Origin of the sequence: Metasolibacillus sp. FSL H7-0170 (assembly GCF_038593115.1) — a bacterium.
GTDB lineage: Bacteria > Bacillota > Bacilli > Bacillales_A > Planococcaceae > Metasolibacillus > Metasolibacillus fluoroglycofenilyticus.
Genome location: NZ_CP151964.1, coordinates 3,580,884 through 3,595,926, shown reverse-complemented (window position 1 = coordinate 3,595,926; position 15,043 = coordinate 3,580,884). Strand labels below are relative to the sequence as shown.

Here is a 15,043-nt window from a genome sequence, read left to right as displayed (position 1 = left end):
CCTTGTCAGTATTTAACTATTTATAAAGGTGTGATTTTGAATTGACTATATGGAAAAAACAACTGCATATAGCACTTGTCTTTATTTTAGTATTATCACTATTCTCTCCAGTTAGTGTAATTAAAGCACAGCATTTAGAAGGAGAAATAAACGAGCTAAACATTGAAAATACTAATGAAATCAGCGATAGTAATCTTGATAATTTAATAGAACAAGATAATGCTATAGAGCCTAATAATGAAATAGAATTGGAAGATTCAACAGAGCAAGATAATGTATTAAAATCTGAAAGCGAGCTTGGGCAACAGATACCATTAGGTGATTCAGATGGATTAGCTCCTTTTATGGAATTTACACCGCTTTTAATTAATGCTATCCAGCTGAATCCAGAGGGACCTTTATTATTAAAATCGGGTGATACAGCTCAACTTACTGCTTCTATCCCAACTACAGATGATAGCGCCATAATTACATGGACTTCGAGTAATCCTGAAGTTGCAGCAGTTGATGCCGATGGGCTCATAACAGCTGTCGGCATTGGAGATACAGAGATTACTGCTACCGTAGATACAATATCTAAAACTGTTAAAGTTCAGGTTGTTCCAGAGGCAGTAAAGGAAATAAGCGATTTAATTATCGCATTGCCTGATGAATTAGAACCAACCGAAGCGATTTATCAACAACTACTTGCAATTAGAGAAAAAGAAGCTAAATTACAACAGTTAGGCATACGAAATATATTCGATACGACGCCTTATCAACAACTGTTACGTCAAAAAGAAGCTAACTTCGCCATCAACTATATGACCGATCCAACTAATGCGACACCTCCTGTTGAGCAAATAACGACTTTAGATGCAAATCTTAGTGCTCAGCTTGAAGAAATACGTAAAGTATATACATCTCTTTTCAACATTAGCGGTCGATGGAAGCCGACTGATTCAACATTAGAAGCTCTTGATCATGCGTTAGCTGAAAAAGAAGTTAAATATGCAATTCTTGCTATTGACGCACTTCCAGAAATAGAAGATTTAACAGTAAATCCGATAATAAAAGAATCTCTAGACTATGCTAGAAAAAAGTATAATGGCATAACTAGCGTCCGAACAGTGCCTAATCCATGGGTCCCTAGTTTACCCCCTGTAAATCAACCGTTTAAAGATGACGTCACAAACAAACAAGAGCTTTTTGCCAAGGAAGCAAAATATGTAGCATTGTTAATTGATGCCATTGATGTAACTAGCCCATTCGCTTTTGAGCAATTAAAAGCAGCTAAAGATGCGTATCAAAGCTTATTACGTATAACAGACCCTGGAAACTGGCAAAGTCGCATAGGCAACTATAATACTTTGTTAGAAAAAGAAAAAATACTGAATGCAGAAGGTGATATCAATCTAGTTATCTCTAAAATTGATGCGCTTCCTTCTGTAGAAACACTAGTTTGGGCTGACAGATCGAAAGTAATTGAGGCACAGCTGGCCTATGACCAATTGCTAGATGAATTCAAAACTCGTGTCACAAACTATGCAATATTAGAGGCTTTACAAAAACGTTTAATAGAATTGCAACCTCCTACAGTCGATGCCTATCATGCTGTTGCCAATTATTTATTATCAAGCTCAGCTATACCTACTTATGGCTCAGAATGGACAATTTTAACATTAGCTCGTGGTGACAATTCTGATAAATATAAAGATTATTATGAGCAATATTATAGCAATCTCGTAAAACATGTAAAAGCAACAAATGGGAAAATAGGTAGCCAATCAACAGATTGGTCTCGAGTAATTATTGCACTTACTGCAATTGGTAAAGATCCTAGAGATGTTGGTGGTTACAATCTTGTAGAAAAGTTAACAGATTATAATTTTGCTATAAGTCCTGGCATAAACTCCGCAGTCTATTCATTGATTGCCCTTGATACTTGGGCATTCGATTTGCCAGAAACAGCAACAACAACGCGAGATAAATTAATAGATTATATTTTATCGAAGGAAATTAAAGGTGTTGGTGGCTTTGCATTAAGTGGTAGTAATGATGACGCAGACGTAACAGGGATGACACTACAAGCACTTGCACCATATTATCAAAGTAATATAAAAGTAAAAGAAGTAATTGATCGAGCAATTGCTAAATTAGCAATAATACAATTACCTAATGGTGGCTATAAATCAGCAGATTTTTCTTCATTCAAAGGTTCTGAAAACCCTGAAAGTGCTGCCCAAGTTGTAACAGCACTTGTAAGCTTAGGGATTGATGTAAATAAGGATGAACGATTTAACAAAGTCATTTCTAATATAATGACATATCAATCAACTGACGGTGGCTTTAAACATGTTCATAGCCAAACAAATGCAAATGGCATGGCAACAGTGCAGGTTGGTTATACATTAGCAGCCTACAACCGTTTACTAAGTGGACAAACAACGCTATACGATATGTCAGATACGAAAGATAATCCATCTAAGCCTGACGACGGGGATGATAGCGATGAGGAGGAGCCTTCCCCTCCTGATAATAATGGAAATCCACCAACTGTTCCTTCTGAAAAAGAGGAAATTGGCTATGCAACGGTATCTATTCGAATTTCTTCCAATGAAGTACCGTTAAGAGCAACAGCAACTAAATTATTTGCTGGAGAAACGGCTTTTGATGTTTTAAGACGTGTAACTGAGGAAAATGGCATTGCACTAAGCTATCGCCAAACAGAGTATGGCGTATATATTGATGGTATCGCAGGTCTTTATGAATTCGACCGCGGGGCTTTAAGTGGTTGGATGTATCGAGTAAATGGTCATTTCCCTTCATACTCTGCTGCCAATTACGTTCTCTCTGCAAATGATTCTGTTGAATGGCTTTATACAACTGATTTAGGAAAAGATGTTGGTGGTTATGTTGACGGAATTGAAAGTGGCGGCGCTGGTGGTACTGTCTGCGCTGAGGATGATGAGGAATGCAAAGAAAAGCAATGTCCTGAAAGCGTGGAAGATTGTGAAACTGAACAAGCTGAAAATGTTGGGGAAACAACTGTAGTGGACAGTGCAGTTACTGAAATTACAGTTGAAGCTGGCAGCAACAAAGCAGTCATTACATCGGAAAATATTCAAGAATATCTTGAAAAGAATATTCAAACGCTTATCGTTCAAAGTGAAAATAACTTCAAAGTAGAAGTTCCGACAGCTACATTTGCAGGAATTCAACTTGCGGAAGATGAAAACGTAGTAATTTCAGTCACTAAGCAGCCTGAAAATAATCAATTCACTGTCAACTTTGGAATCGAAACCGCTGATGGCAGATTAAAACCACTTTCAACAAAGCAAGATTACTTAAAAGTAACGATTCCTTCTAGTGATATTTCGCCAAAGACAGTTGTTTTACAACTTGTTGGTGGTCAATATAAAGCAGTACCACATAAAATCGTGGATGGTCAAATTATTGTATTAACGAAAACAAGCGGTACATTCGTTGTTACGGAAAGCTCAGTTACATTTAATGATATTGCCCATCTAGCAAACAAAGAGGAAATTGAGTATTTAGCAAGTCGTCTTGTTATTCAAGGTGTAACACCTGATACATTTGAACCGAATAAACCGATTACTCGTGCACAATTTGCAGCATTGGTCAGTCGCGCACTTGGCTTACAGCTAACAGGTGAAAATCCATTTAGCGATACTGATGGCAAATGGTATGAACGAGATGTTCAAGCTTTGTTTGAAGCAGGTATTACAAATGGGACGACTACTTCAACATTTGACCCAGAAGCGCATATTACACGTGAACAAGCTGCTGCCCTAATGGCTCGTGTACTTGAATATGTGAACTATCAGACACAGACAGCTAGCGATACAAATTACAATGACCAAAATTTAATTAGCTCTGAATACCAATCGTATATCGAGCTATTAAATAGCCTTGATATTATGACAGGTAAGCCTGATGGCTCGTTTGACCCAAAATCTTCATTAACACGTGATCAAACAGCCAAAATTTTAAAACGTACATTAATGATTATAGATATGATGTAATTTTCTCCGTAAAAAAGAGGAACCTTGAAAGCATTGATTTTCAAACGATTCATACGACCATTTAAAAGGTTGTAAATACTGAATTGAACACCTTTTCTTTTAAATTAAAATGAATAAGTAAAAATCAATTTTTCATTGTATCAAAGACAAGTCAAACTTTTCATACAGCCTTGTTGTGACAACATAGAAGCTAGGGCTGTCCAAAAGGTATATCCTTTTTGGATGGCCCTTTTAAGATGGAGGTCGATTAAATGAAGCAAAAATTATCTATGTTATTTATGATGTTACTTGCTCTAATGCTAATTGTAGCACCCGTTTCTGCACAAAACGCTTCGACGATAGATGCTTATAAAACAACTGGGCAATTTATGGTGACGAAAGCGCCAAATCCCTCTTTTGGGGATGAGTGGTTTATTATTGCGCTGGCACGCGGTGAATATGCTGTCCCAAAAGGTTATTACGATAAATACTATGACAATGTCGTAAAGCATGTACAGGCGGTCAAAGGTGAACTACATAGCCGCAAATATACGGAGTATTCACGTTTAATTATTGCCCTCACTGCCATCGGAAAAGACCCGACAAATGTAGGTGGGTATAATTTAGTTGACAAATTAGCCGATTTTGAAAAAGTCGTATGGCAAGGTCCTAATGGGGCTTATTTTGCACTTATCGCTTTAGATACATGGAATTTTGAACTTCCTAAAACAGCAACAACAACACGTGCAAAACTAATCGAGCATATTATAAAGAAGCAATTGCCTGATGGGGGCTGGGATTTATCAGGAACAAAGGCAGACCCTGATATGACAGCGATGGCCATTCAAGCCCTTTCAACATATAAGGAGAAAACGGAAGTTAAAGCATCCATTGATAAGGCTCTTAACGCATTACAAAATTTGCAAGATAAAAATGGGAGCTACCAAAGCTGGGGCACAACTAATTTAGAAAGTGTAGCACAAGTCATTACAGCGCTTGCAAGCTTAAATATTGATGCCAATAAGGAACAGCGTTTTAATAGACTATTTACAAGCTTTTTCACGTTCTATCACGCAAAGGATGGTGGCTTTAAACATGTATTGGCAGAATCCACAGCAAATGGAATGGCAACAGAACAGGCTGCTTATACATTAGCCGCTTATAATCGACTGCTTGCAGGCAAAACAAAGCTTTATGATATGTCAGATACAAAGCCGAATAATGCGTCGACACCAGAGCAACCAAGCCAGCCAACAGCTCCTCCTCAGAAAGTAAGCTTTAAGGATATCGAGTCACATTGGGCAAAATCAGATATTGAGGCGGCAGTAGCACAAGGCTTGCTAAAGGGTTACGAGGACAACACATTTAAGCCAAATAATAATTTAACACGTGTACAAGCTGTATCCATTTTAGTTCGAGCACTCAATTTAACAAGCACAAGCAATGCTCCTTTCACAGATATTAGCTCATACAGTGATGAGACAAAGCGAGAAATTGCAGCAGCCTATGAGGCCAATTTATTAGTAGGCAAGTCAAATAAATTTTCACCCTCCTCCCCTATTTCGCGCGAGGAATTAGCCGTAATGCTAGCAAATGCTTATACACATCAAAATGGCAAAGCTTATTTAGCTACAAATATCGCACCTTTAAGTGATATTGCAAAATTACAAAAGGAATCACAGCAGGCAATTACGTTTTTATATGATTTTGAAATTGCACAGGGTGCAGATGGTTCGTTTAATCCTGCTAATTTTATTACTCGTGCACATGCAGCAAAAATGTATGTCAATTTCTTAAAGGTAGTGAATGATTAATATGAAAAAAACGTTACAATTCATACTCGTATCATTGCTAGCTTTTATTTTAATAGCTTGTAATATTCAAACAGTGGAGCAATTCGAGCAGATGCAGGAGCAGGAGCGGAGCGTTGATTCCCCTGCTCCGGTTGAAAAACAGGAGCCAGCTCCGCAGTCAGAAGAAGAGCCTTCACCACAAAACGAGGAGCTAGCAACACAGCAAGAAACAGAGGCAATTGGACAGCAGGAAGTTGGAACCAAACAAGAGATTGAAACGAAGCAAGAAATTGAAAAACAACAGGAAATCATAAAACCTACAACACCTAAAAGTGAGCAGCAAAAAGTTGATACTAAACCAACAGCTAACACAGCAACTACACCAACAGAAAAACCAAAGCAACAAGAAACAGAGCAGCAACAGAAGCCGGTGCCTCAAAAGCGCACTGTCACAATCGCCATTCGAGTGGATACATTGCTAAAGCATTGGGATATGTTAGACCCAGCCCTCCAAAGTGAGCAATACGTTCCGAAAGATGGCATCATTTTAAAGCAAACTACATATGAGCTGTTATCTGAGAAGGATACTGTTTGGGACGTGCTAAAGCGTGCAACAAAGGAGCATAAAATTCAAATGGAATACCAAGGAGCTAACGAAAACATTTATAGCAGTGTCTATGTAGAAGGCATTAACCATTTATATGAATTTAGCGCTGGCGAATTAAGTGGCTGGATGTATCAAGTAAATGGTGTCTATCCAAATTATGGATGTAGCCAATATGTATTAAAGGATGGAGATGTGATTGAATGGAATTATACAGTCGATTTAGGACGCGACTTAGGGCATTATTGGGATGGTAATTGATGAAGGCATTTGAAACATTTCATCCAATCGTCCTCTTTTCCTTTTTTGTCGCTGCCATTGGCTTATCTATGTTTTTTATGCACCCAATCTATTTAGCGATAACTATTTTTTCAGCCATTAGCTTAAATATTGCTTTACGGAGACAGCTTTTTTTTAAAGATTGGAAGCTCTACGTCCCTCTATTTTTTTTAATGGCTATTATCAATCCTTTAATTAGCCATAATGGGCAGCTCGTCCTACTCTATATAAATGGCAATGCACTTACAGTAGAGGCCATTATGTATGGGATTGCCATTGCCACTATGATTGTAGCGGTTATGCTTTGGTTTAGTTGCTATAATGCAGTGATTACATCTGACAAGTTTATTTATTTGTTCGGAAAAGTGGCGCCAGCCTTATCTCTCACACTGTCGATTTCATTACGCCTAGTTCCGCGTTTTCGCCATCAGCTAGCACAAATCGTACAAGCGCAAAAAGTTATTGGCATGGACTATACGGCTGGCTCATTTTGGCATCGCATCAAATGTACTGTGCGTATAATATCTATTTTAATTACTTGGGCATTGGATAATGCTATTGATACTGCTGATTCTATGAAGGCGCGTGGCTACGGAATAAAAAAGCGAACTGCCTTTTCACTTTTTATTTTTGAACGGCGCGATGGCTTCGTCTTGGCACTTATTCTATTGCTTTTTCTGAGTAATCTAGCCGCAAGCTTCATCGGCACAACATCTTTTTATTTTTATCCAACATTTGGAGCAATTAAATGGGATAGTGGAAGTATTTTATTTTATAGTAGCTATTTCCTTCTACTTTCCATTCCATTAGCAATCGAAATCTGGGGGGCATTAAAATGGCGTTCATTAAAATCGACAATATGAGCTTTACATACCCTAATGAAGCACATTCTGTATTAAAAAATATTAATCTAACAATTGAGCAAGGAGAATTTATAGTACTTATCGGTCAATCAGGCTGCGGAAAAAGTACATTACTGCGCCATTTTAAGCGAGAGTTGCGCCCACACGGAAATAAGACAGGAACTATTTTCTACAAAGGCTGTGATATACAGCAGCTAGATGCAGAAGTTGCTGCTACTGATATTGGCTATGTGTTCCAGCATCCCGATAATCAAATTGTGACAGATAAAGTATGGCATGAACTTGCCTTTGGATTAGAGAGCCTCGGCCTCGACTCACCAACAATTCGTCGTAGAGTAGCTGAGATGGCTAATTTTTTCGGCATCCATAAATGGTTTCATCAAAAAACAACAGCGCTCTCTGGGGGGCAAAAACAGCTCTTAAACTTAGCATCAATTATGGTCATGCAGCCAAAATTATTGCTGCTTGATGAGCCAACATCACAATTAGACCCAATAGCTGCCTTGGAATTTATTCAAACATTGCATCGCTTAAATAAAGAATTAGGCATTACAATTATTTTAATTGAGCACCGTTTAGAAGAAGTGTTACCACTTGCCGACCGAGTATTTATTATGGATGAGGGCAGCATTTTATTCGACGGTCCACCAAAGGCAATTTTAAAGAAGCTACCAGCGAATCATGCGATGCTGACAGCACTGCCGACCGCAATGAAGATTTTCCATCTACTGAACGGAGTAGGGCCCGTCCCTCTTACAATCCGCGAGGGACAACGCTGGCTTAGCAACCAGCAATTCAACGCTGCCTCATCGCATATGCTAGCAACAACAGAAAAAAATACAGCAAATATTGTATTAGAGGCAAAGGATGTTGCCTTTCGCTACGAAAAAAATGGTTTAGATATTGTTCAGCATTTTAATCTACAAGTAAGGGAATGTGAGTTTTTAACAATTATCGGTGGTAATGGCACTGGGAAATCTACAGTGCTTGCTATTTTAGCAGGACTCCAAAAGCCTTATCGTGGCAAATTATTATTATTTAATAAAGCTTTAAAAAGCTACAGCAACAAAGAATTGTATCAGCAATATTTAACTTTATTACCGCAGGACCCAAAATCATTATTTGTACAAAAAACAGTTCGCCAAGAGCTAGATGATATGGCTTATTTACATAAAATAGAAGATAGAAAAATACAAGAGACGATTCAATTATTTAACTTAACACATTTGCTTCATCGACATCCGTATGATTTAAGCGGTGGGGAACAGCAAAAATTAGCACTTGCAAAGCTTTTATTAATGGAACCTAAAATTCTGCTACTAGATGAACCGACAAAAGGACTAGATGCACATGCAAAAGAAGAACTCGCGAAAATAATAAAGGATTTACAAGTAAAAGGTATGACCATTATTATGGTGACACATGATATTGAATTTTCAGCCCAATATAGCAGTAGATGTGCCTTGTTTTTTGATGGCAATATCGTATCAGAGGATGAGCCTCGCGCGTTTTATAGTGGAAACAGCTTTTATACAACGGCTGCCCATCGAATAACAAGAGAACAATTGAGCAATGCCATTACATGTGAGGATGTCGTTACTTTATGTCAAAAAACATTCGTTTAATCATCTCTCTATTTGTCATCTTAGTGTTAATTCCTCTTACTTTATATGCGGGTATTACATTATTTGCTGATAGGAAATATTATTTTATTTCAATTGTCATTATAATTTTAGCATCTGTTCCCTTTTTCCTGTCATTTGAACGGAGAAAGCCTCAGCCGCGCGAAATTTTAGTAATAGCCGTAATGTCTGCTATTTCAGTGGCGGGTCGAGCGTTATTTGTCATTACCCCCGGCTTCAAGCCGGTCGCTGCAATCACAGCGATTACAGGTTTTTCACTTGGAGCGGAGGCAGGTTTTTTAACAGGAGCCATTTCTGCATTAGTATCAAATATGTTTTTTGGACAGGGTCCTTGGACGCCATTTCAAATGTTTATGTGGGGAATGATTGGCTTTATAGCAGGTTTGCTCGGTAAAACAGGTATCATGCATAAAAAAATTCCTCTTATTTTATTCGGTATTTTTGCAGGCGTTTTCTTTTCCTTCGGTATGGACATTTGGGGAACGATTTCCATGTACGGTGTTTTCAGCTGGGAAGCTTATGTACTTGCGTTAACTTCCGCTGTACCATTTATGATTGTTTATGCTGTTTCCAATGTGATTTTTTTATTATTATTAGAAAAGCCTATAAGGGAAAAACTCGAGCGTATTAAAAATAAATATGGCGTATTGGCTTCCAAATAAGCCCAATTGAAAAATGAGAATGAGTTAGGCTTGCTTTCATGCTAGTTGAAATAGAAGTGACAAGTGCCCCCGTAAACCTTCTAACGAAAATACATTAGTTGGAGGAAATGCGCCAACCGCAATGGAAATCAGCGCTCTATTAAGCACATTCTTAAAATAAAACAGTTGAAATTTGCATAAAATATGTTATCGTAAAATCATAATCGAATATGATGGTTAAATGAGTGCTTAGCAATGCTGAGGTAAAAGGGAAATTAGTGAGAAGCTAATGCAGCCCCCGCTACTGTAAGTGCAGATGAAATCACGAAAATCACTGTTCAAGCGAATGGGAAGATGTGAAAGTAAAAAGAAGCACGAGCCAGGAAACCTGCTCGTTTAATTAGTCACTTGCTTTTCGGAGGGAGAAGTATAGGCGAGACATCAAATGTAAGGAATGTGTATATACGAATATATACGCACTTTTTAAACATGGAATCTCATAGCCTGTATCTCTTCACTTTTAGAGATACAGCTTTTTTATTTTTAAGCACGTTAGACCATGAGGAGGGCTCATATGATTTTATTTATAGAAGGAATAAATGAAACTCGAGAATTAGCTGTCACTTTACAACAACAAGGGCACACTCTTATCACAAAAGGTACTTGCCTGGCTGGCACCTTTTTAATTAGCGATTTATCAGTTAATGAAATAGTTGATATGATTACACAACACGAGATTACTTGTGTTGTCGATGCTAGTCATCCCTTTGCTGAAGAAGCATCAAAAACAGCTATGGAAGCTGCTATCAATTGTGGAGTATCCTATGTGCGTTATGAACAACCTCAATTGCTTATGTAATCAATTACAATGTGACGCAATTGATTGTTAGTTGAACCAATCGGGCTTTTACGGGTAGTTAATCTCTCACTTATCCTTTAGCGTATTTTCACTTAAATCTTGCAGTGGCCGTCTTACTGCCCGTTAATGCGGGATAAAGTGAACCTTCAATCCGTGGATGCTTTTCTCCACGGATTGTTAGTTGAACCACTCGGGCATTTACGGGCAGTTAATCTCCCACTTATCCTTAGCATATTTTCACATAAGTTTTGAAGTGGGCGTCTTACTGCCCGTTAATGCGGGACAAACTATAAGTGATATTTTTCATTGCCATCTTTTAATGTTTTAAGTAAGATAAAAACAAGCTTTCATATTACATTATGAGGGAGGATGGGTGAAAATGAGTGAACAACAATTATTAAACGCTGGTTATCGTAAATATAGTGGAGAAAAAATCGACGTTTTTTACTCAAAGGATTTATGTGAGCATGTTGGGAACTGTGTTAAAGGGAGCATTGATGTGTTCAATCCAAAAAGAAAACCGTGGGTACTAGTAGATGCTAAATCTGCTGATGAGGTAGCTCGTATTATTGACACATGCCCAACAAAGGCGTTGCAATATGTCTTTAGGAAGGAAGCAATTATGGAAATTACTATTGAAGAAAAACGAGTTATCGCTACAAAAGATGGTGTAGAACTTGGCGAGATGACATTCGTCAATTCCAACGATAAGTTTTATATTATTGACCATACGGGTGTTTATGATGCTGCACGTGGGTTAGGTGTCGGTAAAAAAATGGTACAGGCATTTGTTGAACATGCACGCACAAACAATATAAAGATACTTCCATTATGCCCATTCGCTAAAGCTGAGTTTGAAAAAAATCACGAGAGCTATGCGGATGTCTTGCATTCTTAATGTAGTAACGGCTCCCCATGCTTCTTCTGTGAAGAATGCGAAGCCGTAGCAAAGTGATATTGCTTTCCACGACAAAAAGAAGGTGTCTCAAAATAGCTTTTCAAACACCCTCTTTCTGTATATAAAATTCCATTGATTATAGGCTCACTTTATTATCAAGAATGTAAGTGACACGCTACTGCCCTTGAGTCATTTGTAAATTGTAGTTGTGGCTGCTCCGTTTTGCATTTTTCCATTGCAAATGGGCAGCGAGTATGAAAGTGGCAGCCAGTTGGTGGTGATGTTGGACTTGGCAAATCTCCTTTTATAATGATGCGCTCTTTACTTTTTTCCTCTGTTACTTGAGGTACTGCTGAGATAAGCGCCTCTGTATAAGGATGTAAAGGTTTGGAAAATATCGTTTCCGTATCGCCAATTTCTACAATTCTCCCTAAATACATAACCATTATTCGGTCTGCTATATATTGAACAACAGAAAGGTCATGCGTGATAAACATATAGGTTAAATCATATTCCTCTTGTAAATCCTTCAGTAAATTCAATATTTGAGCTTGGACAGATATATCGAGTGCTGAGACAGGTTCATCTGCAATAATTAACTTCGGATTTAAGACAAGCGCTCTAGCTATCCCGATACGCTGACGTTGACCGCCACTGAATTCATGTGGGTATCGCGATAAATAGGATTCGTCTAACCCCACATCTTTCATAATGTTTTTAATAATTTTTTGCCGTTCCTGCTTTGTTCCAATTTTATGAACAATTAATGGCTCTAATAAGGTTCTCTCAATCGTCCATCTAGGATTTAAGCTTGCGTAAGGGTCTTGGAAAATCATTTGCATACTGCGACGTACTTCCTTTAATTTTGGTCCTTTGCAATTCATTAAAGACTTGCCCTCAAGCAAAATATCACCTGTTGTAGCTTCTAATAATTGAATAATGACTTTAGCTAAAGTTGATTTTCCGCAGCCACTTTCACCAACAATCCCTAATGTTTCGCCTTTTTTAATATGAAAATCGACATTATCAACAGCCTTTACAACTGTAGCACCCGCTTTGTTTTTTTTCATCGGATAATATTTTTTGAGCTCTTTTACATTTAGTATTACTTCATCCTTGATTTCCATTCGTACTCACCGCCTCGTTTTCATATAACCAACAAGCAACGCTCGTCTGATTTTCTTGAGTTATTAATTCAGGTGGTACTTCATGACATTTTTTCATTGCTTGTGGACAACGATCCGCAAATCTACAGCCTTTAGACCAATTTCCCGGTCTTGGCACGTTTCCTTTAATATACGATAATCGTGCTTGTCCAGCTGCTGTTGTTGGTAAAGATGCTAATAATCCTTGTGTATAAGGATGTAAAGGCTTATGCAATACATCCTTAACCTTACCTATTTCTACAATGCGCCCAGCATACATAACCGCTACACGATCACAGGATTCATGTACAACACCTAAATCATGTGTGATTAACATCAATGCCATATTATTATTTGCCTGAATTTCTTTAATTAAATCTATAATTTGTGCTTGTATCGTAACATCTAAAGCGGTAGTCGGTTCATCTGCTATAAGTAATTTAGGCTTGCATATAATTGCCATAGCAATCATAATTCTTTGACGCATACCGCCTGATAACTGGTGAGGATAGTTTTTTACGATTTCTTCAGGTCTTGATATGCCGACTTGTTTAATTAATTGAATAATTTCTTCTTTTCGCTCTGATTTATTTAATTTCGTATGAATTTTTAATACTTCTTCGATTTGTTTCCCTATTTTCATTACAGGATTTAAAGCAGTCATAGGTTCTTGGAAGATCATCGACAACTCAACAGCTCGTATTTTTTTATATTCTTTTCGTGTTAATTGGCTTAAATCATATTGCTCCGCAAAGCATAATGTATCAGCCTGTATTGTTAGCGGTTTTTTTATTAAACCCATAATCGAAAGCGCTGTTAATGACTTACCACATCCACTCTCACCAACAATGCCTATCGATTCTCGTTCATATATATCAAATGAAATCCCATCAACAATATTCACTTTGTCCTTCTCTTTATGAAATGAAGTTGACAAATTATTTACCTCTAATACTTTTTGTGTCAATTGAATCCCTCCTCACCTTCATAGCACTGTTTAAATTTTTGCTACTTGTTTCAATGCCTTTTCCATTGCCGCCTCAAGTATCGTTAACTCCTTGTCCTCATGTGCCAATGAAATAGCATGATGAGACAATGGCTTTGCTAAGCAGTACAATTGGTCGCCCTGCATTGATTGAATAAAAGCGATGTATTGCTCTGCATTCCCATGTGCAGCCTCACGATAATTTGTTGGCTTCTCTTTTGTAAAATACCAATGAATATGCCCACCCTTTCCAACCATATGCGCATCAATGTTTAGCTCGCTTGCCTTAGAATTAAAGAATTTGATTAATCTTTCTGTACGTTCATCCAATTTTTGTAATACATTTTCTTCTTCATATACTTCGAAAAATGCTAAAGCTGCTGCTAAAGAAGATTGATGACCATTGTATGTTCCAACAAACGCATAACCGCCTGGTTTCGCCTCCGCAATTTGCATAATTTCTTTTTTACCAGCTACCGCTGATAATGGAAAACCATTTGCAATTGCTTTACCAAAAGTTGATAAATCAGGCGTCACACCAATTCTTTTTTGATAGCCGCCTTCTGATTCCCTAAAGCCTGTTAATAGCTCATCGAAAATAAGAACAATATTGTATTTTGTACATAGTTCTCTTACAGCCTTTAAAAATTCAATATTTCCAGATATATAGCCTATATCAATTAATGTTGGCTCTAACACAAGCGCAGCTAAACGCTCATGATTTTCCTCAATAATTTTTTGTGTTGCTTCAATATTATTAAAAGGAATCACAACTGTACTTTCTACAATTTTTTGATTTAAGCCTGTCGAGCCTGGTAACGGATTTGGTTTATCTGCTTCTCCCGCCTGTGATAAATCTGCCCAAGTGCTGACATTGACTACATCACTCCAACCATTATACGCACCTTCCACAACAGCTACATCTTGCTTATTTGTATAAGAGCGAGCCATCATAATTGCATGTAGCACTGCCTCCGTACCTGTATTTGAAAATCTAACTTGCTCAGCAGTTGGCACAAACTCTAAAAACTTTTTAGCTACCTTTACTGATAATGGTGTTTCAACCCCTGTAATAATGCCAGATTCTAAATTGGCATGATATTTCTCCATAAATTTTTTATGATTATGCCCTAAAATAATTGCACCATTGCCTAACACAATATCTAGGTATTCATTGCCATCTAAATCCGTTAAGTATGCACCATTTCCCTTTTTATAATATGTAGGATGTGGTGCAACAAAACGGCTGTTTGAATTCACGCCACTTGGTGAATAATTCCTCATTTCCTCGTACATTTTACGCGATAATTGTAAGCTCATCAAAATCTC

The 15,043-nt window shown here is 37.7% G+C and carries 11 protein-coding genes, 1 pseudogene and 1 riboswitch; of the genes and pseudogenes, 9 read left to right on the top strand and 3 right to left on the bottom strand.

Annotation, left to right across the window (positions count from 1 at the left end):
* Positions 1-41 precede the first annotated feature (41 nt).
* The 9 genes and pseudogenes from MHH70_RS16785 (at position 42) to MHH70_RS16745 (ending at position 11,584) form a co-directional block, all read left to right on the top strand.
* Entirely contained in the window at positions 42-4,025 is a 3,984-nt protein-coding gene (locus tag MHH70_RS16785) for an S-layer homology domain-containing protein (protein WP_342472048.1), read from the top strand.
* Positions 4,026-4,276: 251 nt separating this feature from the next.
* The gene (locus MHH70_RS16780) at positions 4,277-5,818 is read left to right on the top strand and encodes an S-layer homology domain-containing protein (protein WP_342472047.1); all 1,542 of its coding nucleotides are present in this window, start codon (positions 4,277-4,279) and stop codon (positions 5,816-5,818) included.
* A gap of 1 nt (position 5,819) precedes the next feature.
* On the top strand, positions 5,820-6,662 hold the full coding sequence (locus tag MHH70_RS16775; RefSeq protein WP_342472046.1) for a DUF4430 domain-containing protein: 843 nt from the start codon (positions 5,820-5,822) through the stop codon (positions 6,660-6,662).
* On the top strand, positions 6,662-7,543 hold the full coding sequence (locus MHH70_RS16770) for an energy-coupling factor transporter transmembrane component T (protein ID WP_066166773.1): 882 nt from the start codon (positions 6,662-6,664) through the stop codon (positions 7,541-7,543). Before MHH70_RS16775 ends, MHH70_RS16770 begins: the two co-directional genes overlap by 1 nt.
* Positions 7,516-9,168, top strand: coding sequence for an energy-coupling factor transporter ATPase (locus tag MHH70_RS16765; protein ID WP_342472045.1), 1,653 nt, complete (start codon positions 7,516-7,518; stop codon positions 9,166-9,168). The genes MHH70_RS16770 and MHH70_RS16765 overlap by 28 nt, the downstream gene beginning before the upstream one ends.
* Entirely contained in the window at positions 9,147-9,848 is a 702-nt protein-coding gene (locus MHH70_RS16760; protein ID WP_342472044.1) for an ECF transporter S component, read from the top strand. The genes MHH70_RS16765 and MHH70_RS16760 overlap by 22 nt, the downstream gene beginning before the upstream one ends.
* Before the next feature lie 205 nt (positions 9,849-10,053).
* Positions 10,054-10,238, top strand: a riboswitch (cobalamin riboswitch).
* A 163-nt stretch (positions 10,239-10,401) separates the two neighbouring features.
* Complete coding sequence (locus MHH70_RS16755) at positions 10,402-10,686, top strand: precorrin-6A/cobalt-precorrin-6A reductase (RefSeq protein WP_066166780.1); 285 nt, start codon at positions 10,402-10,404, stop codon at positions 10,684-10,686.
* A gap of 379 nt (positions 10,687-11,065) precedes the next feature.
* Positions 11,066-11,278: pseudogene (locus tag MHH70_RS16750) on the top strand ((4Fe-4S)-binding protein); the annotation flags it as partial.
* Between the two features lie 30 nt (positions 11,279-11,308).
* Positions 11,309-11,584 (top strand): GNAT family N-acetyltransferase, encoded by a 276-nt coding sequence (locus MHH70_RS16745; RefSeq protein WP_082799043.1) that lies wholly within the window; start codon positions 11,309-11,311, stop codon positions 11,582-11,584.
* Between the two features lie 155 nt (positions 11,585-11,739).
* Here the strand turns inward: MHH70_RS16745 and MHH70_RS16740 are convergent, their stop codons facing one another.
* The 3 genes from MHH70_RS16740 to MHH70_RS16730 are packed head-to-tail and all read right to left on the bottom strand — an operon-like array spanning position 11,740 to position 15,034.
* Positions 11,740-12,711, bottom strand: coding sequence for a dipeptide ABC transporter ATP-binding protein (locus MHH70_RS16740; protein ID WP_066166786.1), 972 nt, complete (start codon positions 12,709-12,711; stop codon positions 11,740-11,742).
* Positions 12,695-13,696 (bottom strand): ABC transporter ATP-binding protein, encoded by a 1,002-nt coding sequence (locus MHH70_RS16735; RefSeq protein WP_066166789.1) that lies wholly within the window; start codon positions 13,694-13,696, stop codon positions 12,695-12,697. The genes MHH70_RS16740 and MHH70_RS16735 overlap by 17 nt, the downstream gene beginning before the upstream one ends.
* 30 nt (positions 13,697-13,726) lie before the next feature.
* On the bottom strand, positions 13,727-15,034 hold the full coding sequence (locus tag MHH70_RS16730) for an aminotransferase class III-fold pyridoxal phosphate-dependent enzyme (protein ID WP_066166791.1): 1,308 nt from the start codon (positions 15,032-15,034) through the stop codon (positions 13,727-13,729).
* Positions 15,035-15,043: the final 9 nt, after the last annotated feature.